This is a genomic window from Staphylococcus carnosus (genome assembly GCF_900458435.1).
Taxonomy (GTDB): domain Bacteria; phylum Bacillota; class Bacilli; order Staphylococcales; family Staphylococcaceae; genus Staphylococcus; species Staphylococcus carnosus.
In genome coordinates this window covers 2,369,811-2,395,044 of record NZ_UHCT01000001.1, presented here as the reverse complement: position 1 = coordinate 2,395,044, position 25,234 = coordinate 2,369,811, and the positions used below count along the sequence as shown (strand labels likewise).

Here is a 25,234-nt window from a genome sequence, read left to right as displayed (position 1 = left end):
TTCATGATTGTACATTGAAAACTAGATAAGTAAGTAATAAATAGATTTTACCAAGCAAAACCGAGTGAATTAGAGTTTTAAAAGCTTTATTCATTTAAATGAATCGCTAGTAATCGATTTGCCGATGGCAAAGAAGATTACTCACATAATTAATAACGTGATTAAGTTATTAAGGGCGCACGGTGGATGCCTTGGCACTAGAAGCTGATGAAGGACGTTACTAACGACGATATGCTTTGGGTAGCTGTAAGTAAGCGTTGATCCAGAGATTTCCGAATGGGGGAACCCAGCACAAGTTATGTTGTGTTATCGACATGTGAATACATAGCATGTCTGAAGGCAGACGCGGAGAACTGAAACATCTTAGTACCCGCAGGAAGAGAAAGAAAACTCGATTCCCTGAGTAGCGGCGAGCGAAACGGGAAGAGCCCAAACCAATGAGCTTGCTCATTGGGGTTGTAGGACACTCTATATGGAGTTACAAAAGAATCGATTAGACAAACCGTACTGGAAAGTTGGACCAGAGAAGGTAAAAGTCCTGTAGTCGAAAATCGATTCTCTCCTGAGTGGATCCTGAGTACGACGGAGCACGTGGAATTCCGTCGGAATCCGGGAGGACCATCTCCCAAGGCTAAATACTCTCTAGTGACCGATAGTGAACCAGTACCGTGAGGGAAAGGTGAAAAGTACCCCGGAAGGGGAGTGAAAGAGAACTTGAAACCGTGTGCTTACAAGTAGTCAGAGCCCGTTAATGGGTGATGGCGTGCCTTTTGTAGAATGAACCGGCGAGTTACGATCTGATGCAAGGTTAAGCAGCGAATGCGGAGCCGCAGCGAAAGCGAGTCTGAATAGGGCGTTGAGTATTTGGTCGTAGACCCGAAACCAGGTGATCTACCCTTGGTCAGGTTGAAGTTCAGGTAACACTGAATGGAGGACCGAACCGACTTACGTTGAAAAGTGAGCGGATGAACTGAGGGTAGCGGAGAAATTCCAATCGAACCTGGAGATAGCTGGTTCTCTCCGAAATAGCTTTAGGGCTAGCCTCAAGTGATGATTGTTGGAGGTAGAGCACTGTTTGGACGAGGGGCCCTTCTCGGGTTACCGAATTCAGACAAACTCCGAATGCCAATCAATTTAACTTGGGAGTCAGAACGTGGGTGATAAGGTCCATGTTCGAAAGGGAAACAGCCCAGACCACCAGCTAAGGTCCCAAAATATATGTTAAGTGGCAAAGGATGTGGTATTGCCCAGACAACTAGGATGTTGGCTTAGAAGCAGCCATCATTTAAAGAGTGCGTAATAGCTCACTAGTCGAGTGACACTGCGCCGAAAATGTACCGGGGCTAAACATATTACCGAAGCTGTGGACTGTCCTTCGGACAGTGGTAGGAGAGCGTTCTAAGGGCGTCGAAGCATGATCGCAAGGACATGTGGAGCGCTTAGAAGTGAGAATGCCGGTGTGAGTAGCGAAAGATGGGTGAGAATCCCATCCACCGATTGACTAAGGTTTCCAGAGGAAGGCTCGTCCGCTCTGGGTTAGTCGGGTCCTAAGCCGAGGCCGACAGGCGTAGGCGATGGATAACAGGTTGATATTCCTGTACCGCCAAGGATCGTTTTAAGCGATGGGGGGACACAGTAGGATAGGCGAAGCGTGCTGTTGGAGTGCACGTCCAAGCAGTGAGACTGAATAGTAGGCAAATCCGCTATTCTCAAGGTCAAGCTGTGATGGGGAGAGGAAACATGTTTTCCTCGAGTCGTTGATTTCACACTGTCGAGAAAAGCCTCTAGCTAGTGATTTGGCGCCCGTACCGCAAACCGACACAGGTAGTCAAGATGAGAATTCTAAGGTGAGCGAGAGAACTCTCGTTAAGGAACTCGGCAAAATGACCCCGTAACTTCGGGAGAAGGGGTGCTCTTTAGGGTTCACGCTCTGAAGAGCCGCAGTGAATAGGCCCAAGCGACTGTTTATCAAAAACACAGGTCTCTGCTAAACCGTAAGGTGATGTATAGGGGCTGACGCCTGCCCGGTGCTGGAAGGTTAAGAGGAGTGGTTAGCTTCTGCGAAGCTACGAATCGAAGCCCCAGTAAACGGCGGCCGTAACTATAACGGTCCTAAGGTAGCGAAATTCCTTGTCGGGTAAGTTCCGACCCGCACGAAAGGCGTAACGATTTGGGCACTGTCTCAACGAGAGACTCGGTGAAATCATAGTACCTGTGAAGATGCAGGTTACCCGCGACAGGACGGAAAGACCCCGTGGAGCTTTACTGTAGCCTGATATTGAAATTCGGCACAGCTTGTACAGGATAGGTAGGAGCCTTAGAAACGTGAGCGCCAGCTTACGTGGAGGCGTTGGTGGGATACTACCCTAGCTGTGTTGGATTTCTAACCCGCGCCATTTATCATGGCGGGAGACAGTGTCAGGCGGGCAGTTTGACTGGGGCGGTCGCCTCCTAAAGTGTAACGGAGGCGCTCAAAGGTTCCCTCAGAATGGTTGGAAATCATTCATAGAGTGTAAAGGCATAAGGGAGCTTGACTGCGAGACTTACAAGTCGAGCAGGGTCGAAAGACGGACTTAGTGATCCGGTGGTTCCGCATGGAAGGGCCATCGCTCAACGGATAAAAGCTACCCCGGGGATAACAGGCTTATCTCCCCCAAGAGTTCACATCGACGGGGAGGTTTGGCACCTCGATGTCGGCTCATCGCATCCTGGGGCTGTAGTCGGTCCCAAGGGTTGGGCTGTTCGCCCATTAAAGCGGTACGCGAGCTGGGTTCAGAACGTCGTGAGACAGTTCGGTCCCTATCCGTCGTGGGCGCAGGAAGTTTGAGAGGAGCTGTCCTTAGTACGAGAGGACCGGGATGGACATACCTCTGGTGTACCAGTTGTCGTGCCAACGGCATAGCTGGGTAGCTATGTATGGACGGGATAAGTGCTGAAAGCATCTAAGCATGAAGCCCCCCTCAAGATGAGACTTCCCAACTTCGGTTATAAGATCCCTCAAAGATGATGAGGTTAATAGGTTCGGGGTGGAAGCATAGCGATATGTGGAGCTGACGAATACTAATCGATCGAAGACTTAATCCAATTTCAAGTTTTGATTGGTTGAATTGATAATTACTTACTATCTAGTTTTGAATGTATAATCATTCTATTGTCTGGTGACAATGGCAAAGAGGTCACACCTGTTCCCATGCCGAACACAGTAGTTAAGCTCTTTAGCGCCGATGGTAGTCGGACTTACGTTCCGCAAGAGTAGGACGTTGCCAGGCAATTTCACTTTTTGACCGACAGGTCATTTTTTTGTGAAAGAAACCTCACTAATTAAAAAACTTTTAAAAAAGTGTTGACTTCTCTTTCAAAAGAGAGTATAATTAATTCTTGTGAGTCAGAAAAAATGAACATTGAAAACTGAATGACAATATGTCAACGTTAATTCCAAATTAACAAACGTCTTATGACGTTTTAAAACAAATTAGTTTTTATGAGCTAGTCAAACAAATCATAACTTTTATGGAGAGTTTGATCCTGGCTCAGGATGAACGCTGGCGGCGTGCCTAATACATGCAAGTCGAGCGAACAGATGAGGAGCTTGCTCCTCTGATGTTAGCGGCGGACGGGTGAGTAACACGTGGGTAACCTACCTATAAGACTGGAATAACTCCGGGAAACCGGGGCTAATGCCGGATAATATGCAGAACCGCATGGTTCTGCAATGAAAGACGGTTTTGCTGTCACTTATAGATGGACCCGCGCCGTATTAGCTAGTTGGTAAGGTAACGGCTTACCAAGGCAACGATACGTAGCCGACCTGAGAGGGTGATTGGCCACACTGGAACTGAGACACGGTCCAGACTCCTACGGGAGGCAGCAGTAGGGAATCTTCCGCAATGGGCGAAAGCCTGACGGAGCAACGCCGCGTGAGTGATGAAGGTCTTCGGATCGTAAAACTCTGTTATTAGGGAAGAACAAGTGCGTAGGTAACTATGCGCACCTTGACGGTACCTAATCAGAAAGCCACGGCTAACTACGTGCCAGCAGCCGCGGTAATACGTAGGTGGCAAGCGTTATCCGGAATTATTGGGCGTAAAGCGCGCGTAGGCGGTTTTTTAAGTCTGATGTGAAAGCCCACGGCTCAACCGTGGAGGGTCATTGGAAACTGGAAAACTTGAGTGCAGAAGAGGAAAGTGGAATTCCATGTGTAGCGGTGAAATGCGCAGAGATATGGAGGAACACCAGTGGCGAAGGCGACTTTCTGGTCTGCAACTGACGCTGATGTGCGAAAGCGTGGGGATCAAACAGGATTAGATACCCTGGTAGTCCACGCCGTAAACGATGAGTGCTAAGTGTTAGGGGGTTTCCGCCCCTTAGTGCTGCAGCTAACGCATTAAGCACTCCGCCTGGGGAGTACGGCCGCAAGGCTGAAACTCAAAGGAATTGACGGGGACCCGCACAAGCGGTGGAGCATGTGGTTTAATTCGAAGCAACGCGAAGAACCTTACCAAATCTTGACATCCTTTGACCGCTCTAGAGATAGAGTCTTCCCCTTCGGGGGACAAAGTGACAGGTGGTGCATGGTTGTCGTCAGCTCGTGTCGTGAGATGTTGGGTTAAGTCCCGCAACGAGCGCAACCCTTAAGCTTAGTTGCCAGCATTAAGTTGGGCACTCTAAGTTGACTGCCGGTGACAAACCGGAGGAAGGTGGGGATGACGTCAAATCATCATGCCCCTTATGATTTGGGCTACACACGTGCTACAATGGACAGTACAAAGGGCAGCGAAACCGCGAGGTCAAGCAAATCCCATAAAGCTGTTCTCAGTTCGGATTGTAGTCTGCAACTCGACTACATGAAGCTGGAATCGCTAGTAATCGTAGATCAGCATGCTACGGTGAATACGTTCCCGGGTCTTGTACACACCGCCCGTCACACCACGAGAGTTCGTAACACCCGAAGCCGGTGGAGTAACCTTTTAGGAGCTAGCCGTCGAAGGTGGGACGAATGATTGGGGTGAAGTCGTAACAAGGTAGCCGTATCGGAAGGTGCGGCTGGATCACCTCCTTTCTAAGGATATATACGGAACAGTTTCAATAGAAACTGACGGATTAACGTGACATATTGTATTCAGTTTTGAATGTTTATTTTAAAACATTCATCGTGGAATGGGCCTATAGCTCAGCTGGTTAGAGCGCACGCCTGATAAGCGTGAGGTCGGTGGTTCGAGTCCACTTAGGCCCACCATTAAATTTGTACATTGAAAACTAGATAAGTAAGTAATAAATAGATTTTACCAAGCAAAACCGAGTGAATTAGAGTTTTAAAAGCTTTATTCATTTAAATGAATCGCTAGTAATCGATTTGCCGATGGCAAAGAAGATTACTCACATAATTAATAACGTGATTAAGTTATTAAGGGCGCACGGTGGATGCCTTGGCACTAGAAGCTGATGAAGGACGTTACTAACGACGATATGCTTTGGGTAGCTGTAAGTAAGCGTTGATCCAGAGATTTCCGAATGGGGGAACCCAGCACAAGTTATGTTGTGTTATCGACATGTGAATACATAGCATGTCTGAAGGCAGACGTGGAGAACTGAAACATCTTAGTACCCGCAGGAAGAGAAAGAAAACTCGATTCCCTGAGTAGCGGCGAGCGAAACGGGAAGAGCCCAAACCAATGAGCTTGCTCATTGGGGTTGTAGGACACTCTATATGGAGTTACAAAAGAATCGATTAGACAAACCGTACTGGAAAGTTGGACCAGAGAAGGTAAAAGTCCTGTAGTCGAAAATCGATTCTCTCCTGAGTGGATCCTGAGTACGACGGAGCACGTGGAATTCCGTCGGAATCCGGGAGGACCATCTCCCAAGGCTAAATACTCTCTAGTGACCGATAGTGAACCAGTACCGTGAGGGAAAGGTGAAAAGTACCCCGGAAGGGGAGTGAAAGAGAACTTGAAACCGTGTGCTTACAAGTAGTCAGAGCCCGTTAATGGGTGATGGCGTGCCTTTTGTAGAATGAACCGGCGAGTTACGATCTGATGCAAGGTTAAGCAGCGAATGCGGAGCCGCAGCGAAAGCGAGTCTGAATAGGGCGTTGAGTATTTGGTCGTAGACCCGAAACCAGGTGATCTACCCTTGGTCAGGTTGAAGTTCAGGTAACACTGAATGGAGGACCGAACCGACTTACGTTGAAAAGTGAGCGGATGAACTGAGGGTAGCGGAGAAATTCCAATCGAACCTGGAGATAGCTGGTTCTCTCCGAAATAGCTTTAGGGCTAGCCTCAAGTGATGATTGTTGGAGGTAGAGCACTGTTTGGACGAGGGGCCCTTCTCGGGTTACCGAATTCAGACAAACTCCGAATGCCAATCAATTTAACTTGGGAGTCAGAACGTGGGTGATAAGGTCCATGTTCGAAAGGGAAACAGCCCAGACCACCAGCTAAGGTCCCAAAATATATGTTAAGTGGCAAAGGATGTGGTATTGCCCAGACAACTAGGATGTTGGCTTAGAAGCAGCCATCATTTAAAGAGTGCGTAATAGCTCACTAGTCGAGTGACACTGCGCCGAAAATGTACCGGGGCTAAACATATTACCGAAGCTGTGGACTGTCCTTCGGACAGTGGTAGGAGAGCGTTCTAAGGGCGTCGAAGCATGATCGCAAGGACATGTGGAGCGCTTAGAAGTGAGAATGCCGGTGTGAGTAGCGAAAGATGGGTGAGAATCCCATCCACCGATTGACTAAGGTTTCCAGAGGAAGGCTCGTCCGCTCTGGGTTAGTCGGGTCCTAAGCCGAGGCCGACAGGCGTAGGCGATGGATAACAGGTTGATATTCCTGTACCGCCAAGGATCGTTTTAAGCGATGGGGGGACACAGTAGGATAGGCGAAGCGTGCTGTTGGAGTGCACGTCCAAGCAGTGAGACTGAATAGTAGGCAAATCCGCTATTCTCAAGGTCAAGCTGTGATGGGGAGAGGAAACATGTTTTCCTCGAGTCGTTGATTTCACACTGTCGAGAAAAGCCTCTAGCTAGTGATTTGGCGCCCGTACCGCAAACCGACACAGGTAGTCAAGATGAGAATTCTAAGGTGAGCGAGAGAACTCTCGTTAAGGAACTCGGCAAAATGACCCCGTAACTTCGGGAGAAGGGGTGCTCTTTAGGGTTCACGCTCTGAAGAGCCGCAGTGAATAGGCCCAAGCGACTGTTTATCAAAAACACAGGTCTCTGCTAAACCGTAAGGTGATGTATAGGGGCTGACGCCTGCCCGGTGCTGGAAGGTTAAGAGGAGTGGTTAGCTTCTGCGAAGCTACGAATCGAAGCCCCAGTAAACGGCGGCCGTAACTATAACGGTCCTAAGGTAGCGAAATTCCTTGTCGGGTAAGTTCCGACCCGCACGAAAGGCGTAACGATTTGGGCACTGTCTCAACGAGAGACTCGGTGAAATCATAGTACCTGTGAAGATGCAGGTTACCCGCGACAGGACGGAAAGACCCCGTGGAGCTTTACTGTAGCCTGATATTGAAATTCGGCACAGCTTGTACAGGATAGGTAGGAGCCTTAGAAACGTGAGCGCCAGCTTACGTGGAGGCGTTGGTGGGATACTACCCTAGCTGTGTTGGATTTCTAACCCGCGCCATTTATCATGGTGGGAGACAGTGTCAGGCGGGCAGTTTGACTGGGGCGGTCGCCTCCTAAAGTGTAACGGAGGCGCTCAAAGGTTCCCTCAGAATGGTTGGAAATCATTCATAGAGTGTAAAGGCATAAGGGAGCTTGACTGCGAGACTTACAAGTCGAGCAGGGTCGAAAGACGGACTTAGTGATCCGGTGGTTCCGCATGGAAGGGCCATCGCTCAACGGATAAAAGCTACCCCGGGGATAACAGGCTTATCTCCCCCAAGAGTTCACATCGACGGGGAGGTTTGGCACCTCGATGTCGGCTCATCGCATCCTGGGGCTGTAGTCGGTCCCAAGGGTTGGGCTGTTCGCCCATTAAAGCGGTACGCGAGCTGGGTTCAGAACGTCGTGAGACAGTTCGGTCCCTATCCGTCGTGGGCGCAGGAAGTTTGAGAGGAGCTGTCCTTAGTACGAGAGGACCGGGATGGACATACCTCTGGTGTACCAGTTGTCGTGCCAACGGCATAGCTGGGTAGCTATGTATGGACGGGATAAGTGCTGAAAGCATCTAAGCATGAAGCCCCCCTCAAGATGAGACTTCCCAACTTCGGTTATAAGATCCCTCAAAGATGATGAGGTTAATAGGTTCGGGGTGGAAGCATAGCGATATGTGGAGCTGACGAATACTAATCGATCGAAGACTTAATCCAATTTCAAGTTTTGATTGGTTGAATTGATAATTACTTACTATCTAGTTTTGAATGTATAATCATTCTATTGTCTGGTGACAATGGCAAAGAGGTCACACCTGTTCCCATGCCGAACACAGTAGTTAAGCTCTTTAGCGCCGATGGTAGTCGGACTTACGTTCCGCAAGAGTAGGACGTTGCCAGGCAATTATGTGACCCGTATGGCTCTCTTTTTTTGTCCTTTTTTAATATATCAAGTTTTAACAAACAATAAAATAAGCATTAGAACCGTTTGAATTAAGCGGTTCTAATGCTTATTTTTAGTTATACACTGTTTTGTTTCTTTTATCTATATAAATAGAGACAAGTAAAAAGACGAGGCCGATAAGTGTGAGTAATGGAGCCACTAAACTTAATGAAGCTAATGGTAAATTTGTTACGACTAATCCACCTACAAAAGCACCTAATGCGTTACCAAGATTAAATGCAGATTGATTTAAAGTACTGGCTAGTGTAGGTGCATCTTGCGAAATAAGTGTACTTTTGAATTGCAGCGATGGGCTCATGCTGAATCCTATTACACCGAATAAAAAGATACCGCCTACCATTAATATGCCATTCATTTGTATGAAATAAAGTAACACGAAATAAATAATAAACGTTGTAAAGATAATTTTCAGTGCTTTATTGAGATTCCAGTCAGCTAACTTGCCGCCAATTACATTACCTAATGTCACGCCAATTCCAAAGATGATCAACATATAAGAAATCAAATTTTCTTTGATATGTGAAACATCTACTAATATAGAAGAAATATAAGTGAAATAAGCAAATACACTGCTGAAGCCAAAAAGTGTTATAGCTAAAGTCAGCCATAATTGCTTTTCTTTTAAAATCTTCAATTCATTCATTACTGAAGATTTATGAGTTTCTTTTCTATTAGGAACAAAAATAATAATACCAATTAAGGCAAGACCGCCGATAATTGCGATAATAACAAATGTCATTGACCAACCAAAATTTTGTCCGATTAATGTACCGAATGGAACACCTAAGATATTGCTTAAAGATAGTCCCATGAACATCAATGCCATTGCACTAGCTCTATAAGCTGGTTGAACCATGCTAGCAGCTAATATTGATCCGATTCCAAAGAAAGAACCATGTGCGAGTGAGGTGATAATTCTGCTTGTCATCATAAAACCATAAGTAGGACTTAATGATGCAGCAATGTTGCCTATCATAAAAATAATCATTAAGAGTATTAATAGATATTTTCTGTTTAACTTGATTGTAAGCATAACAAGAATAGGACCGCCTATGGCTACCCCTAATGCATAACCTGTGATTAACTGTCCTGCTTGGCTCACAGAAACATGAAAATCTCGTGCAATATTAGGAAGCAATCCCATGATTACAAATTCTGTCATGCCAATTGCGAATGCGCCGATTGCTAACATCCATATAGCGATAGGGTATTTCTTCATAATAACACCTCCAAATTTTGCAAACATGAGGAAAAGTATATTAAATATTAAATCTTGAGTCAATGCTTTCTCTATATTTCTTCAAAATACATACATAATCAATTTCTTATGAAGGCATTTCATAAAAAAATTCAATTCAGAGGTGTGGTATTAATCTTCTGAATTGAATCATGTGTTGTACATTCCTCTTGAAATGAGGAAACTAATTAAGCTGGTGTTAATTTATAATTAAGCCTGTTGAATTTTTAGAGACATAACATGTTGATTGCCTGCAGGACCTCCAATTACTCGATTTGTATCAATAAACCCGCATTTTTCATAAACGTAAATAGCTTTTGAGTTTTTAAAGTTAACCGAAAGTATGATTTCATCAATATTTGAATAATGACAACTAATATAATTCGGAAGTTCAAATAAAGCTTTTTGAGCAATCTTATTACCTTGCATCTGTTCAGTAACTGAAAAAGATTTTACTAACACTGAATGCTCGTTATCCGTAAGACCAAAACGTTCATCATTAAAATTTAAACGAAGAAACCCAGCAAGATTATCATCTGAGAAAATAAGGACAGGGTCTTCTGTATCCGCTAAATCTTTCAATGCATTTAAAGGTGTTAATGCATAGTCGCTGTCTTTATCTGCAATGGATAATTTTTCAATTTCAGCGTCATATTTAGAATGGTAAGGCTTAAGCGTAATCGTAGACATTAAGTATTTCACCTCTATATTGTAAGTGTTTTGATTAAAGCATCAGTATGTGATTTAAGAGCTTCATCTTTAATACCGCCAAAACCGATAATAAACTTAGGAATATCTTTATTCTGGCTATTTTTTTTCATATATTTATTTAAAGGTGTCAATTTCACATGATTTGAATTAGCACGTTCTAATATTTCATTTAAGGTTAATCCATTTTGTACTGTAATCGTAAAGTGCATGCCTGTTGTTGCACCTTCAATTAGAAGTTGATCTTTATAAGACGATAGAGCATCTATTATATATGTTAGTTTATAACGATATACTTTACGCATTTTATTCAGATGTCTTTCAAAAGACCCGTTTTCCATAAATTCAGCAACCATATACTGCATAGGTGCCGGCACAGTGGTGCCTTCTTTATCTGGTAAATGATGATAACGCTGCATTAGATTTTGCGGTAAAACCATAAAAGCAATACGGCAACTTGGGAAAAGAGATTTTGAAAACGTACTTATATAAATAACCTTTCCTGTTGTATCCAAACTTTGCAGAGCTGGAATAGGTTTACTGAAATAACGGAATTCTGAATCATAATCATCTTCGATAATATAACGTTCTGGATGCTGCTGTGCCCAGTTGATAAGCTGGGTTCTGGTTTTTAAATTCATAACATAACCAGTAGGAAACTGGTGAGACGGTGTTACATAGACCACTTGATGCTTAGACTTTTGGACTTTTTGCATATCGATACCATTTTTCTTAACAGCCACTCTTTTATAATTCAAACCTTTTTTATCTAATACTTGCTTAATTGGAGGATAACTTGGATATTCGATGATGTAAGAACGCTCAGTCAATATATCAGTTACTTGATTAATCAATTGCTCTGTAGAAGAACCGATAATAATTTGATCTGGATGACAGTTAACGCCTCTGCTGTTAAATAAGTAATGCGCTATAGCTTGACGTAATTTATATTCACCTTGTTGAGCACCAGGCTGCAGTATATCTGGTAATGATTTGTCAAATACATCTCTAGAATACTTGCGGAATTGCTGCCAGGGGAAGTGTTCTGTATCAATACGGGCCAGATCAAAATGAAAACGTGCTTGATGGTCTTTATTTTTTTTATTTTCTGGAAATGAAGAGGCAGTCTCTTTTGTTACGATAGGGAGCGATTCAATATCTGAGACATAATAACCTGAACGCGGTTTAGAATATATATAGCCTTCATCCAGTAAGTACTGATAAGCATGTTCAATGGTTGTGTTGCTGAGTGAATGATGTTCAGCGAGACGGCGTTTAGAAGGAAAGCGGTCTCCAGATTTATATTGACCTTCGATAATTTGTTCCTTTAATGTTTGGTAAAGCTGCATATATAAAGGTTGCGACATTTAAACTGACCTCCTGTTTTTTATTGAAATTGACTCTTTAACACTATCAGTTTATCCTTTAAACTGAATTTAATCAATTAGAAAAGGGGTATTTAGTATGTCTAAACAAGTAGGTTCAGATCGAGTAAAACGTGGAATGGCTGAAATGCAAAAAGGCGGCGTTATCATGGACGTTGTCAATGCAGAACAAGCTAAAATCGCAGAAGAAGCAGGAGCAGTAGCTGTTATGGCTTTAGAACGTGTGCCTTCTGATATCAGAGCAGCTGGTGGAGTGGCACGTGCATGTAATCCTAAAATCGTTCAAGAAGTAATGGATGCTGTTTCAATTCCAGTTATGGCAAAATGCCGTATTGGTCATATTACTGAAGCACGTGTACTTGAATCAATGGGTGTTGACTACATTGATGAATCTGAAGTGTTAACTCCAGCAGATGAAGAATATCATTTATTGAAAAGCGATTATACTGTACCATTCGTATGCGGATGCCGTAATTTAGGTGAAGCTGCACGCCGTATTGGTGAAGGTGCTGCGATGTTGCGTACAAAAGGGGAACCTGGAACAGGTAATATCGTAGAAGCAGTTCGTCATATGCGTCAAGTTAACTCAGAAGTTGCGAAATTAACTGTAATGCCAGACGATGAAATTATGACATTTGCTAAAGAAATCGGTGCACCATACGAAGTATTGAAATCAATTAAAGATAACGGACGTTTGCCTGTTGTTAACTTTGCAGCTGGCGGTGTTGCAACACCTCAAGATGCTGCGTTAATGATGCAATTAGGCGCAGACGGCGTATTTGTCGGTTCAGGTATCTTCAAATCTGAAGACCCTGAAAAATTTGCGAAAGCAATTGTTCAAGCAACAACACATTACACAGATTACGAATTAATCGGTAAACTTGCTCAAGAATTAGGCGAAGCAATGAGAGGCTTAGATGTTAATCAATTATCTCTAGAAGAACGTATGCAAGAGCGTGGCTGGTAAGATGAAAATCGGCGTACTCGCTTTGCAAGGCGCAGTGAGAGAACACTTGCGCCATATTGAATTGAGCGGACACGAAGGTGTCAGTGTAAAACGTGTTGAACAATTAGAAGAAATTGACGGCCTTATTCTGCCTGGCGGTGAATCAACGACATTACGCCGCTTGATGAACCTATACGGCTTTAAAGAAGCATTGGTTAATTCAGATTTACCAATGTTCGGTACTTGTGCAGGTTTGATTGTATTAGCCCAAGACATCGTAGGTGAAGAGGGTTATTTACAAAAACTAGACATTACTGTTGAACGTAATTCATTTGGCCGCCAAGTTGACAGCTTTGAAGCAGAATTAGATATTAAAGGCATTGCAAATGATATTGAAGCAGTCTTTATCAGAGCGCCACATATCGAAAAAGTAAATAGCGATAATGTGGAAATCTTAAGTACTGTAGATGATAAAATTGTAGCGGTGAAAGAAGGCAATTATTTAGGCGTTTCTTTCCATCCTGAATTAACAGATGATTACCGTGTGACACAATACTTCATTGATCATATCGTTGCAGAACATAAACATGCTGCAGTTTAATTTGCAGATAATAAAAGCGAGGACTCTTTTTATAGAGTGCTCGCTTTTTTAAACTTTTCTAGAAAAATCAAACCTTCATTATCAGGTTCTTTAATACCGTTCTTATAGTCATAGCCGCGTTTACGATAGAAATTAACACCAGTGATAGAAGCGGGGATTTCTAAACGTTCAGCACGATGGTAATAGTAATCATCTTCTAGTGTATCCATAATTAATGTACCGATACCATGTTCTTGATAATCTGGTGAGACGAAGATGGAGAAAAAACAAGATTCAGTTTTGCTTCCATAATAAGGGCCGATTGCACCTGTCGCAATCAGTTCATTATTGAATTTGAAAACATAGAAATTGAGGTTTTCAGCTTTGTATTGGATGCTCTCCGGTGTAATATCTTTAACGTAACTCTCAATGTCTTCTGCAGGTTCATCTTGGATGTTAGTGGTTCTGAGGGTATGAATAATAAGTTCTACGACTGTTTGTGTATCTGATTCTTGAAACTTATTGATTTGAATCTGGTTTATGTCCATTTAATCACCTCATTTTTAATTTAAAACGTATGTATACATTCAAATTCTTCACAAACCATTATTTCTTCTTCAGAAAAAGATTGGTTGATTGAGTTGAATTCTTTCATGAAAAAGTCCGTATGAACAGTTCTCCAATAGTTTAATGTGCGATCTCCTTCGCCTTCTTTGTAGGCATGCATTTCTGATACTTCAGAGAAAGGTGTTTGATATACTTTGGTATTTTTAATAATACAGATAGGATTGTTTTGTGCATCTAGAACCATGCTCAAATCACCAACTTTTGGCAAGGGCTCTTGATCGGCAATGTAGAAAGCTAAACCGCTTGTTGTTGCAGTTTTAATACCACGTTTTACTAAATCTGCAAGCTTGTTTGGATCCACTCCGAATTGCCATGCTGTATAGGGTTTGTTTTGATACTTAGGGTAGTGGGATACAAATGTTTTCCAGTAGTCTTCAATAGCCATTTGGTTGTTCCTTTCTCTTCTATATTAGTGAGATTTTACATTAAATAATGGTAGAAAGCAACTTAGTATAGATTATATTGTTATGAAAGTGCTGATTAATTAATCAATTGAAACGAATAAAAAAAGATGACTCCCTTAAATGAGGAAGTCATCTTATGAGCTGCTTACACTTACATGAAGAAACCTGTAATTGCAGCAGAAATGAATGATACTAATGTTGCACCGAATAATAATTTAAGTCCGAAACGTGCAACAACGTCACCTTTTTCATTGTTTAATGATTTGATTGCACCTGAGATAATACCGATTGAACTGAAGTTTGCAAATGATACTAAGAATACTGAAGTAATACCAACAGCACGATCTGATAAGCCGTGCATTTTTCCTAGACCTTGCATAGCTACGAATTCATTTGACAATAATTTAGTTGCCATTAATGAACCGGATTTTACTGCTTCATGCCATGGTACACCTGTTAAGAATGCAAATGGTGCGAATACAAAACCAATTAATGTTTGGAAGTCCCATTTGATGTGTCCGCCAGAAACCATCGTGAAGATTCCGCTGACAATGCCGTTTAATAAGGCGATGATTGCGATATAACCGATTAACATTGCGCCTACAATTACTGCAACTTTAAATCCATCTAAGATATATTCTCCCAACATTTCAAAGAAAGATTGTTTGTTTTCAGTTTCTTCCACTAATAATTTATCGTCTTTTTCATCCACTGTATATGGATTGATAATCGAAGCGATAATGAAACCGCCAAATAAGTTTAATACGATAGCTGTTACGACGTACTTAGGTTCAAGCAATGTGAAGTAAGCACCGACAATAGAAGCGGATACTGTAGACATTGCTGAAGCTGTTAGTGTATATAAACGTTGCTTAGGTATGTAAGGAAGTTGTTTTTTTAATGAGATAAACACTTCAGATTGTCCTAAAATAGCCGCAGCAACTGCGTTATATGATTCTAATCGTCCCATACCGTTAATTTTTGAAATTAAAAATCCTAAAACATTGATAATCCACGGTAAGATTTTTGTATATTGTAAAATCCCGATAATTGCTGAGATGAATACAATCGGTAATAATACACTGAAGAAGAATGGTGGATTCTTAGGATCAACATATTTAAATCCTCCGAATACGAAATTCACTCCATCAGCTGCTTTTGCTAGCAAATAAGAGAAACCATTTGCAATCCCGCCAATAACTGTAATTCCCACGTTTGTTTTTAAAAGTAAGAACGCGAAGATGAATTGGATTACAAGTAAAATGCCGACATATTTCCATTTGACATTTTTCTTATCTGAGCTAAAAACAAATGCAAGTGCTAAAAAGAAGATGATGCCTATTAAGGCAATAATGATATGCATGTTTTTTCTTCACCCTTTATTTTTATTTTCATACCATATCATACATTAAAATGGTAGTAAGTAACATCCTAATTTTTCAAGAAAATCAAATTTTTTATAAACATATTGGTTGAAAAAGGTCAAAGTTGGTCATATAATATAGTCAAAGAAGGTCAAAAAAGGGGTGATATCCATGCATAATATGTCCGACATCATAGAACAGTACATTAAACATTTATTTGAGGAATCAAATAAAGATGTTGTTGAGATTCAAAGAGCAAATATTGCTCAACGCTTTGACTGTGTACCTTCTCAGCTTAATTATGTGATTAAGACAAGATTCACCAATGAACACGGTTATGAAATAGAAAGTAAACGTGGCGGCGGTGGTTATATACGAATCACCAAAGTTGAAACAAAAGATACAAAAGGTTATATTGACCATCTCTTACAAATTATTGGAGATTCTATTTCTCAACAACAAGCACATTATGTGATTGAAGGCTTGCTTGATAATCAATATATTACAATTCGTGAAGCTAAAATGATACTTGCAGTGGTTGACAGAGACACACTTAGAATGGATGTTGCGGCAAGAGACATTGTCCGCGCTAATATATTGAAACAGCTATTGCCGGTCATTAATTACTATTAATAGACAAGGAGGCTGCACATGCCTGACGATAAATTAGATGCAAAAGCGTCCGAAAAGTATAATGGGATGTTAAAGGAAGCACATCCCGAACGTGTTGAACCTATCAAAGCAGAACATCAAGAGGAACCCTCTTGGGAAAACAATCAAGAAGATATGGAAGGTTCGTTTGTAATTAAACAAATTTTACAGCACTTAGCGTCTAAACACGGTATCCATTTAGAAGAGTTGAATGTAAGAGAAGAAAAGCGTTGTCCGAACTGCCATATGACAATTAAAGATATTGCATATAAAGGTAAATTTGGATGTGCGCAATGTTACACTACTTTTAAAGAGGATATTGTGGATATTGTGAGACGTGTGCAGGGCGGACAGTTTGAACATGTCGGTAAAACGCCTGCTTCCTCTACACACAAAATTGCATTAAAGAAATTGATTGAATCTAAAAATAAATATTTGCAACAATTAGTAGATAAACAATTGTTTGAAGAAGCTGCTGTGGTTCGTGATGAAATTAAAGCACTTCAAGAAGAAAGTGAGGGATAGCATCATGAATGAACATTCAATGTATATGAGTGAATGGATGGAACATGGTGAAGAGACACCAGTAGTCATGTCTTCACGTATTCGACTCGCAAGAAACTTGGATAATCATGTGCACCCCTTAATGTTTACTTCTGATATTGAAGGACAAAAAGTCATTAATGAAGTACAAGATGCATTACCAGATATGCAGACTTTACAATTGAGTAATATGGAACAAAGAGACAAACTCAAATTAGTCGCAAAGCATTTAATCAGTTCTGAGTTGATTAAACAACCTGCTTCAGCAGTATTGTTGAATGAAGATGAATCATTAAGCATAATGGTAAATGAAGAAGATCATATTAGAATTCAAGCTATGAGTACAGATATGAATCTTGCATCTTTATTTGAAAAAGCTTCAGAAGTAGATGATGAATTAGATCGGAAACTCAGCATCAGCTTTGATGAAACACTCGGTTATCTTACAACGTGTCCAACGAATATTGGGACAGGAATGCGTGCAAGCGTCATGCTGCATCTGCCAGGACTGTCTATTACGAAACGTATGAATCGAATCGCACAAACCATTAACCGATTCGGATTTACAATTAGAGGTATATATGGTGAAGGCTCGCAAGTTTATGGCCATGTATTCCAAGTTTCGAACCAATTGACGTTGGGAAGAACAGAAGAACAAATTATAGAAATATTGATAGAGATTGTACAACAAATTATTACCGAAGAATTGAATGTCAGAAAACAATTGGATCAGCATAGTTCGGTTGAAATGGAAGACCGTATCTACCGTTCTTTAGGATTATTACGCTATAGTCGCTTAATGTCAGTTGAAGAAGCGGCAATGCGATTAAGTGAAGTGAAATTAGGAGTAGATTTAGGGTATATTGAACTATCAGATTTCAATTTTAATGAAATGATGGTAGCGATACAATCTCCATTTTTAATAAATGAAACAGATGAAATATCGATAAATGAACAAAGAGCGAACGTAATTAGAGAACATATAAATTAGGAGGTTATGCTATGTTATTCGGCAGACTTACAGAACGTGCACAACGTGTATTAGCACATGCACAAGAAGAAGCGATTCGTTTGAATCATTCAAATATCGGAACTGAACACTTACTTCTTGGTTTAATGAAAGAACCAGAAGGTATTGCAGCAAAAGTATTAGAAAGTTTCGGTATTACAGAAGACCTTGTAGTAGCAGAAGTAGAAAAATTAATTGGACAAGGCCAAGAACAAGTCGGCACATTGCACTATACGCCAAGAGCTAAGAAAGTTATTGAACTTTCAATGGATGAAGCACGTAAACTTCACCATAATTTCGTTGGAACAGAGCATATCTTGCTCGGTTTAATCCGTGAAAATGAAGGCGTAGCAGCACGTGTATTTGCTAACTTGGATTTAAATATTACAAAAGCACGCGCACAAGTAGTAAAAGCACTTGGCAGCCCTGAAATGAGCAACAAAAATGCGCAAGCAACAAAATCAAATAATACACCAACATTAGATGGTTTAGCACGTGACTTAACAGTAATCGCAAAAGACGGCACATTAGATCCGGTTGTCGGACGCGATACAGAAATCACACGTGTGATTGAAGTTTTAAGTCGTCGTACTAAAAACAACCCAGTATTAATTGGTGAACCTGGTGTTGGTAAAACAGCAATTGCAGAAGGCTTAGCACAAGCAATTGTAAATAATGAAGTACCTGAAACATTAAAAGATAAACGTGTAATGTCATTAGACATGGGTACTGTAGTCGCTGGTACAAAATACCGCGGTGAATTTGAAGAAAGACTTAAAAAAGTGATGGAAGAAATTCACCAAGTTGGCGACGTTATCTTATTCATCGATGAATTGCATACTTTAATCGGTGCAGGTGGCGCAGAAGGTGCAATTGATGCATCTAATATCTTGAAACCAGCATTAGCACGTGGTGAATTGCAAGCAATCGGTGCTACAACATTAGACGAATATCGTAAACACATTGAAAAAGATGCAGCGTTAGAACGTCGTTTCCAACCTGTTCAAGTAGATGAACCAACTGTTGAAGATACAGTTTCTATCTTAAAAGGTTTACGTGATCGTTATGAAGCACATCACCGTATTAATATCTCTGATGAAGCAATCGAAGCAGCAGCACGTTTAAGTGACCGTTATGTTTCAGATCGTTTCTTACCAGACAAAGCAATCGACTTAATCGATGAAGCAAGTTCAAAAGTAAGACTAAAAAGTCATACAACACCAACAAACTTGAAAGAAATCGAACAAGAAATTGAAAAAGTTAAAAACGAAAAAGATGCAGCTGTACATTCTCAAGAATTCGAAAATGCTGCAAACCTTCGTGATAAACAAACTAAATTAGAAAAACAATATGAAGACGCTAAAAACGAATGGAAAAATGCACAAGGCGGTTCTAACACAACATTAAGCGAAAATGATATCGCTGAAGTGATTGCTGGATGGACTGGTATTCCATTGACTCGTCTAAATGAAACTGAATCTGAACGTCTATTGAACTTAGAAGACACATTGCATGAACGTGTTATCGGTCAAAAAGACGCAGTTACTTCAATCAGTAAAGCTGTAAGACGTGCGCGTGCTGGATTGAAAGATCCTAAACGTCCAATCGGAAGCTTTATCTTCTTAGGACCAACTGGTGTAGGTAAAACTGAATTAGCACGTGCTTTAGCAGAATCAATGTTCGGAGACGAAGATGCAATGATTCGTGTTGATATGAGTGAGTTCATGGAAAAACACGCAGTCAGTCGTTTAGTAGGTGCCCCTCCAGGCTATGTAGGTCATGATGATGGTGGTCAATTAACTGAAAAAGTAAGACGTAAACCTTACTCAGTTATTCTTTTCGATGAAATCGAAAAAGCACACCCAGATGTATTCAACATCTTGCTTCAAGTGCTTGATGATGGTTTCTTAACTGATACTAAAGGACGCAGAGTAGATTTCCGTAACACAGTAATTGTTATGACTTCTAACGTCGGTGCACAAGAATTACAAGACCAACGCTTTACTGGCTTTGGCGGCGGTTCTTCAGAAGGACAAGACTACGAAACAATTCGCAGTACAATGTTGAAAGAATTGAAAAATGCTTTCCGTCCTGAATTCTTGAACCGTGTAGATGACATTATTGTCTTCCACAAACTTAATAAAGATGAATTGAAAGAAATTGTAACTAAAATGGTTAATAAACTTACAGACCGCTTATCAGAACAAGATATTAATATCAGCGTAACTGAAAAAGCGAAAGAAAAAATTGCTGAAGAAGGCTATGACCCTCAATATGGTGCACGTCCACTTATCAGAGCAATTCAAAAAACAGTTGAAGACAACTTGAGTGAATTAATCTTAGACGGTAACCAATTAGAAGGTAAAGATGTAGTCGTTGACCATAATGGTGAAAAATTCGAATACAACATCAATGATCGTGAAACTGAAGAAACAGTTGAAACTGCTACAAAAGCATAAGAGTAGTTATCATTAATTGAATGAATAAAAAGAAGAGCATGCGCTGCTTTAAAAAGCAGTGTGTGCTCTTTCTTTATGCTTTTGAAATACTGTAAAAAATTAAAATCTGATATGATGTAATATAGCATTAAAATAAAAGATTGTATTTTGGAAGCAGTTCTTGAAAGTGCAGTTATATTTCAGTCAATTATTATAGATGGAATTTAGTATAGTAAAGGTGTAAAATAATTATGCTTTTCACATAAAAACAGGAGGTGTCAATTTGGCAAAAAAGAAAGTTATTTTTGAATGTATGGCATGTGGCTATCAATCCCCTAAATGGATGGGAAAATGTCCTAATTGTGGTGCTTGGAACCAAATGGAAGAAATTATTGAGAAAAAAGAAGCGCCAAGTGGAAGAGGCATGCGTACACGAGAACAAACAGCAAAAGTTACCAAGCTTAACCAAGTACAAAATGAAACTACACCTCGTATCAAAACGAGTTCCCCTGAATTCGATAGAGTATTAGGTGGCGGTATTGTACAAGGTTCGCTTGTCTTAATTGGCGGTGATCCTGGTATTGGTAAATCAACATTGCTGTTGCAAATCTGTTCAGCATTATCACAAAATAAAAAAGTTTTATATATAACAGGTGAGGAATCACTGAACCAAACTAAATTACGAGCAGACCGTTTAGATGAAGATTCAAGTAATTTGAATGTGTTTGCAGAAACGGATTTAGAAGTGATTAAAGAAGCGGTCAAACAGACTGAACCTGATTTAGTCGTAGTAGATTCTATTCAAACAATTTATCATCCGGATATCAACTCTGCGCCAGGTTCTGTATCGCAAGTACGAGAAAGTACGCAAATTTTAATGGGTATTGCTAAACAAATGAATATTGCGACTTTCATTGTCGGTCACGTGACTAAAGAAGGTCAGATTGCAGGTCCGAGATTACTAGAGCACATGGTAGATACTGTATTGTATTTCGAAGGTGACGAACATCATGCGTACCGTATTTTACGTGCAGTTAAAAACCGTTTTGGTTCTACCAATGAAATGGGTATTTTCGAAATGAAACATAGCGGTTTGAAAGGTGTTAAAAACCCATCGGAAATGTTTTTAGAAGAACGGTCTACTAATGTGGCAGGTTCTACAATTGTGCCGACCATGGAAGGTACACGTCCGTTATTGATTGAAGTACAAGCATTAGTAACACCTACAACTTTCAATAACCCGAGACGAATGGCAACGGGTATTGATCATAACCGTTTAAATTTATTGATGGCTGTACTTGAGAAAAAAGAAAGTTACTTACTGCAGCAGCAAGATGCTTATATCAAAGTAGCAGGCGGAGTGAGACTGACTGAACCAGCTGTTGACTTAGCCCTGATTGCAGCAATCGCTTCCAGCTTTAAAGACCAACCCGTAAATGGCATGGATTGTTATGTGGGTGAGGTTGGTTTAACAGGTGAAGTGCGTCGCGTTTCACGTATCGAACAGCGTGTACAAGAAGCCGCAAAACTTGGATTTAAACGTGTGATTATCCCTAAAACCAATAGCGGTGGTTGGGATTTTCCTGAGGGTATTCAAGTAATTGGTGTAACGAGCGTGCACGAAGCGCTGGATTTCGCATTAATGAAACGCTGAAACAAGTAAGGAAAGAGAGGGGGCATCAGCGTGAATATTATTAAAATGATTGTAGTGGCGAGCTATGCTATTTTGGGCGCTGCATTAGGTGTAGTCATTATTCCGTCAGTAGCGAGAGATACAGGGGTACTCAATGCATACCCTTGGCTGACAAATAAATATATTATCAGTTTAATTGGTATCGTATTATTCTTTATCATTTTCGGGGTGTTTATTCCGCGTGTTATTAAAAGTTTGCGCAAACTTGAATATTTTATTATGCGCCATAGTGCAATCGAAATTTTATTTGCTGCAATTGGCTTGATTATGGGCTTATTAATCTCTGTAATGATTTCTTTTATTTTAAATTTAATCGGTTCTTCATTATTTCTTCATGTTTTACCTATTATCATTACAGTATTCTTGAGTTATTTAGGTTTCCAATTCGGCTTGAAAAAACGAGACGAGATGTTGATGTTTTTACCTGAAAAGATGGCGCGTTCTGCACACTTGAATACTTATAGTGCCGCACCTAAAATTATAGACACAAGTGCAGTAATTGACGGCAGAATTTTAGATGTGATTAAATGCGGATTTTTAGACGGAGAAATATTGATTCCGCAAGGTGTGATTAATGAGCTGCAAATCGTTGCAGATTCTACAGATAGCGTGAAGAGAGATAAAGGGCAACACGGTTTAGATATATTGAATCAAATACACGATGCTTCATATCCCACACGAATCATACATCCTCAAAAATCTTATAATGATATCGATGCTTTGTTAATTAAACTTGCACATAAATATAAAGCCGATGTCATTACAACTGACTTCAATTTAAATAAAATTTGTCATGTCCAAGGCGTAAAAGTATTGAATGTCAATGATTTATCAGAAGCTGTGAAACCGACTGTCCGTCAAGGGGACCAGTTGAATCTGCTGCTTACCAAAATGGGTAAAGAACCTGGACAAGGCGTGGGTTATTTAGAAGACGGTACAATGGTGGTCATTGATGATGCGAAAGCATACGTCGGTAAACATGTTGATATTGAAATCACAAGTATTTTACAAACTTCATCAGGACGTATCATATTTGCGAAATTAATCTAAGCAAGATGTATTTTATCGTATCAATTTTTTAGTCATAGCAACGAGATTTTTGCAAGCATTAGGCTTACCAAATACTGTTTGTAATGCTACAATAAGTAAGAATGGGTACAGAATTGCCTGATGATTTTTGTGCACCGAGTAGATTATAACTATAATAAAATGATGTAATGATACGGCACTGAATACACAAGCATTCTATATAAATATGGATGAATTGAAAAACGTAGGGAGGCAGATTGCTTTCCCAGTTTTCTTTTTTCCTAAAAACAATAAAAACAGGAGTGAACTATATAATGAGTGAACGCGTAAGAGTAAGATATGCACCAAGTCCAACTGGTTATTTGCATATCGGAAACGCCAGAACAGCACTATTCAACTACTTATATGCTAAACATTATGATGGAGATTTTATCGTACGTATTGAAGATACTGATAAAAAACGTAATCTAGATGATGGTGAATCTTCTCAATTCAGCAATTTGGAATGGTTAGGTCTTGAGTGGGATGAATCTGTAGATAAAGACAAAGGTTATGGTCCTTACCGCCAATCAGAACGTGCGAAATTCTATGATCCTTTAGTTGAACAATTATTAGCAGAAGACAAAGCTTATAAATGTTATATGACAGAAGAAGAATTAGAACAAGAACGTGAAGAACAAATTACACGTGGTGAAACACCGCGTTACGCTGGAAAACACGCTCATTTAACAGCTGAAGAACAAGCGGCATTTGAAGCAGAAGGACGTCAGCCTTCAATTCGTTTCCGTGTGCCTAAAGGCAAAGTATACAAATTTGATGATATGGTTAAAGGCGAAGTATCATTTGAATCAGATAATATCGGTGACTGGGTTATCGTGAAAAAAGACGGCGTACCGACTTATAACTTTGCGGTAGCAGCAGATGACCATTACATGGAAATTTCTGATGTTATTCGTGGTGATGACCATGTGTCAAATACACCTAAACAATTAATGATTTATGAAGCATTCGGTTGGGAACCGCCACGTTTTGGTCATATCTCACTTATTGTAAACGAACAACGCAAAAAATTAAGTAAACGTGATGGCCAAATCTTGCAATTCATCGAACAATACCGCGACTTAGGTTACTTGCCTGAAGCATTGTTCAACTTTATTACATTGCTTGGCTGGTCTCCAGAAGGCGAAGAAGAAATCTTCTCTAAAGAAGAATTCATTAAAATCTTCGATGAAAACCGTTTGCAAAAATCACCAGCTTTCTTCGATAAGAAAAAATTAGCTTGGGTTAACAACCAATATATGAAACAAAAAGACTCTGAAAAAGTATTTGAATTGGCATTGCCTCACTTGATCAATGCTGGCTTAATTCCTGAATCTCCTTCTGAAGCAGATTTAGAATGGGGTCGTAAATTGATTGGTTTATACCAAAAAGAAATGAGCTATGCAGGTGAAATTGTACCGTTATCTGAAATGTTCTTCCGTGACGAAATCGAATTAGATGAAGAAGAAAAAGAAGTTATCAACGGAGAACAAGTACCTGAATTGATGAATCATTTATATGGTAAATTAGAAGCATTAGAACCGTTTGAAGCGGCTGAAATCAAAAAAACAATTAAAGAAGTTCAAAAAGAAACTGGTATTAAAGGTAAACAATTATTTATGCCGATTCGTGTAGCAGTTACTGGTGAAATGCATGGGCCGGAATTACCGAATACAATTGAAGTATTAGGTAAAGAAAAAGTGTTGACACGCTTGAAAAAATATCTTTAATTATCACAAAGTTGCTTGAATTTTTGAAATAAACCACCTATTATTAAAGGTGATTACTAAGGATTAGTAGATGATATTTTATGTCCAGAGAGTGTGCGGGGGCTGTGAGCACATCATAAATATGATTGAATGCACCTTGGTGTACTTAAATAGTAAATACGGGATTATTGAGAGTATGTGCAAGACGATTAATTGTCATTGGAACATGCTGAAGAAGAGTGGAACCGTGCGATGGCACCTCTGACATTAAGTTGTTAGAGGTGCTTTTTTTATAATTAGGAGGGA

The 25,234-nt window shown here is 40.3% G+C and carries 14 protein-coding genes, 1 tRNA gene, 5 rRNA genes and 1 pseudogene; 15 read left to right on the top strand and 6 right to left on the bottom strand.

All coding sequences use genetic code 11. The features are described from left to right. Positions 1–159 precede the first annotated feature (159 nt). The 6 genes from DYE31_RS11690 to rrf (DYE31_RS11665) all read left to right on the top strand — a co-directional run bounded on the left by DYE31_RS11690 (position 160) and on the right by rrf (DYE31_RS11665) (position 8,504). Positions 160–3,084 (top strand): 23S ribosomal RNA (locus DYE31_RS11690). 70 nt (positions 3,085–3,154) lie between these two features. Further along, positions 3,155–3,269: ribosomal RNA gene (gene rrf, locus DYE31_RS11685) — 5S ribosomal RNA — on the top strand. 238 nt (positions 3,270–3,507) lie between these two features. Continuing rightward, positions 3,508–5,059 (top strand): 16S ribosomal RNA (locus tag DYE31_RS11680). Positions 5,060–5,159: 100 nt separating this feature from the next. After that, a tRNA-Ile gene (locus DYE31_RS11675) sits at positions 5,160–5,236 on the top strand. A gap of 158 nt (positions 5,237–5,394) precedes the next feature. Further along, positions 5,395–8,319, top strand: a 23S ribosomal RNA gene (locus DYE31_RS11670). Between the two features lie 70 nt (positions 8,320–8,389). Continuing rightward, positions 8,390–8,504, top strand: a 5S ribosomal RNA gene (rrf, locus tag DYE31_RS11665). Together the 16S, 23S and 5S rRNA genes with 1 tRNA gene alongside form the textbook arrangement of a ribosomal RNA operon. A gap of 114 nt (positions 8,505–8,618) precedes the next feature. Here the strand turns inward: rrf (DYE31_RS11665) and DYE31_RS11660 are convergent. From DYE31_RS11660 to pdxR, 3 genes are all read right to left on the bottom strand, one after another. Then, the gene (locus DYE31_RS11660; RefSeq protein WP_012664198.1) at positions 8,619–9,785 is read right to left on the bottom strand and encodes an MFS transporter; all 1,167 of its coding nucleotides are present in this window, start codon (positions 9,783–9,785) and stop codon (positions 8,619–8,621) included. A 228-nt stretch (positions 9,786–10,013) separates the two neighbouring features. Then, complete coding sequence (locus DYE31_RS11655) at positions 10,014–10,493, bottom strand: GNAT family N-acetyltransferase (protein WP_012664199.1); 480 nt, start codon at positions 10,491–10,493, stop codon at positions 10,014–10,016. 14 nt (positions 10,494–10,507) lie between these two features. Further along, on the bottom strand, positions 10,508–11,878 hold the full coding sequence (gene pdxR, locus DYE31_RS11650; protein ID WP_012664200.1) for a MocR-like pyridoxine biosynthesis transcription factor PdxR: 1,371 nt from the start codon (positions 11,876–11,878) through the stop codon (positions 10,508–10,510). A 97-nt stretch (positions 11,879–11,975) separates the two neighbouring features. Between pdxR and pdxS the strand changes: the two genes are divergently transcribed. Together pdxS and pdxT are read left to right on the top strand one after the other, a co-directional pair. Next, the gene (gene pdxS, locus DYE31_RS11645) at positions 11,976–12,863 is read left to right on the top strand and encodes a pyridoxal 5'-phosphate synthase lyase subunit PdxS (protein WP_012664201.1); all 888 of its coding nucleotides are present in this window, start codon (positions 11,976–11,978) and stop codon (positions 12,861–12,863) included. A 1-nt stretch (position 12,864) separates the two neighbouring features. Continuing rightward, on the top strand, positions 12,865–13,443 hold the full coding sequence (gene pdxT, locus DYE31_RS11640) for a pyridoxal 5'-phosphate synthase glutaminase subunit PdxT (protein WP_012664202.1): 579 nt from the start codon (positions 12,865–12,867) through the stop codon (positions 13,441–13,443). A gap of 29 nt (positions 13,444–13,472) precedes the next feature. Here pdxT and DYE31_RS11635 read toward each other — a convergent pair whose 3' ends face one another. From DYE31_RS11635 to DYE31_RS11625, 3 genes are all read right to left on the bottom strand, one after another. After that, positions 13,473–13,970, bottom strand: a complete 498-nt coding sequence (locus DYE31_RS11635) for a GNAT family N-acetyltransferase (RefSeq protein WP_012664203.1) — start codon at positions 13,968–13,970, stop codon at positions 13,473–13,475. 20 nt (positions 13,971–13,990) lie between these two features. Further along, a complete protein-coding gene (locus DYE31_RS11630; protein ID WP_012664204.1) occupies positions 13,991–14,434 on the bottom strand; it encodes an ASCH domain-containing protein in 444 nt (147 codons plus the stop codon). Between the two features lie 170 nt (positions 14,435–14,604). Beyond that, positions 14,605–15,816: a NupC/NupG family nucleoside CNT transporter gene (locus tag DYE31_RS11625; protein ID WP_012664205.1), complete on the bottom strand. Its 1,212-nt coding sequence runs from the start codon at positions 15,814–15,816 to the stop codon at positions 14,605–14,607. 172 nt (positions 15,817–15,988) lie between these two features. Here DYE31_RS11625 and DYE31_RS11620 point away from each other — a divergent pair, with 172 nt between their 5' ends. The 7 genes and pseudogenes from DYE31_RS11620 (at position 15,989) to gltX (ending at position 24,949) form a co-directional block, all read left to right on the top strand. Continuing rightward, on the top strand, positions 15,989–16,450 hold the full coding sequence (locus DYE31_RS11620; RefSeq protein WP_012664206.1) for a CtsR family transcriptional regulator: 462 nt from the start codon (positions 15,989–15,991) through the stop codon (positions 16,448–16,450). A 156-nt stretch (positions 16,451–16,606) separates the two neighbouring features. Beyond that, positions 16,607–16,993, top strand: a pseudogene (locus DYE31_RS11615) (UvrB/UvrC motif-containing protein); the annotation flags it as partial. Between the two features lie 4 nt (positions 16,994–16,997). Then, positions 16,998–18,002 carry a protein arginine kinase gene (locus DYE31_RS11610; protein WP_012664208.1) on the top strand — a complete coding sequence of 335 codons (1,005 nt, stop codon included), beginning with the start codon at positions 16,998–17,000 and terminating at the stop codon, positions 18,000–18,002. Between the two features lie 11 nt (positions 18,003–18,013). Next, positions 18,014–20,479: an ATP-dependent Clp protease ATP-binding subunit gene (locus tag DYE31_RS11605; RefSeq protein WP_012664209.1), complete on the top strand. Its 2,466-nt coding sequence runs from the start codon at positions 18,014–18,016 to the stop codon at positions 20,477–20,479. Between the two features lie 262 nt (positions 20,480–20,741). After that, entirely contained in the window at positions 20,742–22,112 is a 1,371-nt protein-coding gene (gene radA, locus DYE31_RS11600) for a DNA repair protein RadA (protein ID WP_012664210.1), read from the top strand. A 30-nt stretch (positions 22,113–22,142) separates the two neighbouring features. Next, positions 22,143–23,201: a PIN/TRAM domain-containing protein gene (locus tag DYE31_RS11595; protein WP_012664211.1), complete on the top strand. Its 1,059-nt coding sequence runs from the start codon at positions 22,143–22,145 to the stop codon at positions 23,199–23,201. Positions 23,202–23,494: 293 nt separating this feature from the next. Continuing rightward, complete coding sequence (gltX, locus tag DYE31_RS11590) at positions 23,495–24,949, top strand: glutamate--tRNA ligase (protein WP_012664212.1); 1,455 nt, start codon at positions 23,495–23,497, stop codon at positions 24,947–24,949. The last annotated feature ends 285 nt before the right edge of the window (positions 24,950–25,234 follow it).

Excerpts from the sequence above, each read along its gene's own strand:
- DYE31_RS11610 (WP_012664208.1), top strand. The coding sequence starts at position 16,998 with ATGAATGAACATTCAATGTATATGAGTGAATGGATGGAACATGGTGAA.
- gltX (WP_012664212.1), top strand. The coding sequence starts at position 23,495 with ATGAGTGAACGCGTAAGAGTAAGATATGCACCAAGTCCAACTGGTTAT.
- DYE31_RS11630 (WP_012664204.1), bottom strand. The coding sequence starts at position 14,434 with ATGGCTATTGAAGACTACTGGAAAACATTTGTATCCCACTACCCTAAG.
- DYE31_RS11635 (WP_012664203.1), bottom strand. The coding sequence starts at position 13,970 with ATGGACATAAACCAGATTCAAATCAATAAGTTTCAAGAATCAGATACA.
- DYE31_RS11620 (WP_012664206.1), top strand. The coding sequence starts at position 15,989 with ATGCATAATATGTCCGACATCATAGAACAGTACATTAAACATTTATTT.
- pdxS (WP_012664201.1), top strand. The coding sequence starts at position 11,976 with ATGTCTAAACAAGTAGGTTCAGATCGAGTAAAACGTGGAATGGCTGAA.
- pdxR (WP_012664200.1), bottom strand. The coding sequence starts at position 11,878 with ATGTCGCAACCTTTATATATGCAGCTTTACCAAACATTAAAGGAACAA.
- DYE31_RS11655 (WP_012664199.1), bottom strand. The coding sequence starts at position 10,493 with ATGTCTACGATTACGCTTAAGCCTTACCATTCTAAATATGACGCTGAA.
- DYE31_RS11660 (WP_012664198.1), bottom strand. The coding sequence starts at position 9,785 with ATGAAGAAATACCCTATCGCTATATGGATGTTAGCAATCGGCGCATTC.
- DYE31_RS11625 (WP_012664205.1), bottom strand. The coding sequence starts at position 15,816 with ATGCATATCATTATTGCCTTAATAGGCATCATCTTCTTTTTAGCACTT.
- pdxT (WP_012664202.1), top strand. The coding sequence starts at position 12,865 with ATGAAAATCGGCGTACTCGCTTTGCAAGGCGCAGTGAGAGAACACTTG.
- DYE31_RS11605 (WP_012664209.1), top strand. The coding sequence starts at position 18,014 with ATGTTATTCGGCAGACTTACAGAACGTGCACAACGTGTATTAGCACAT.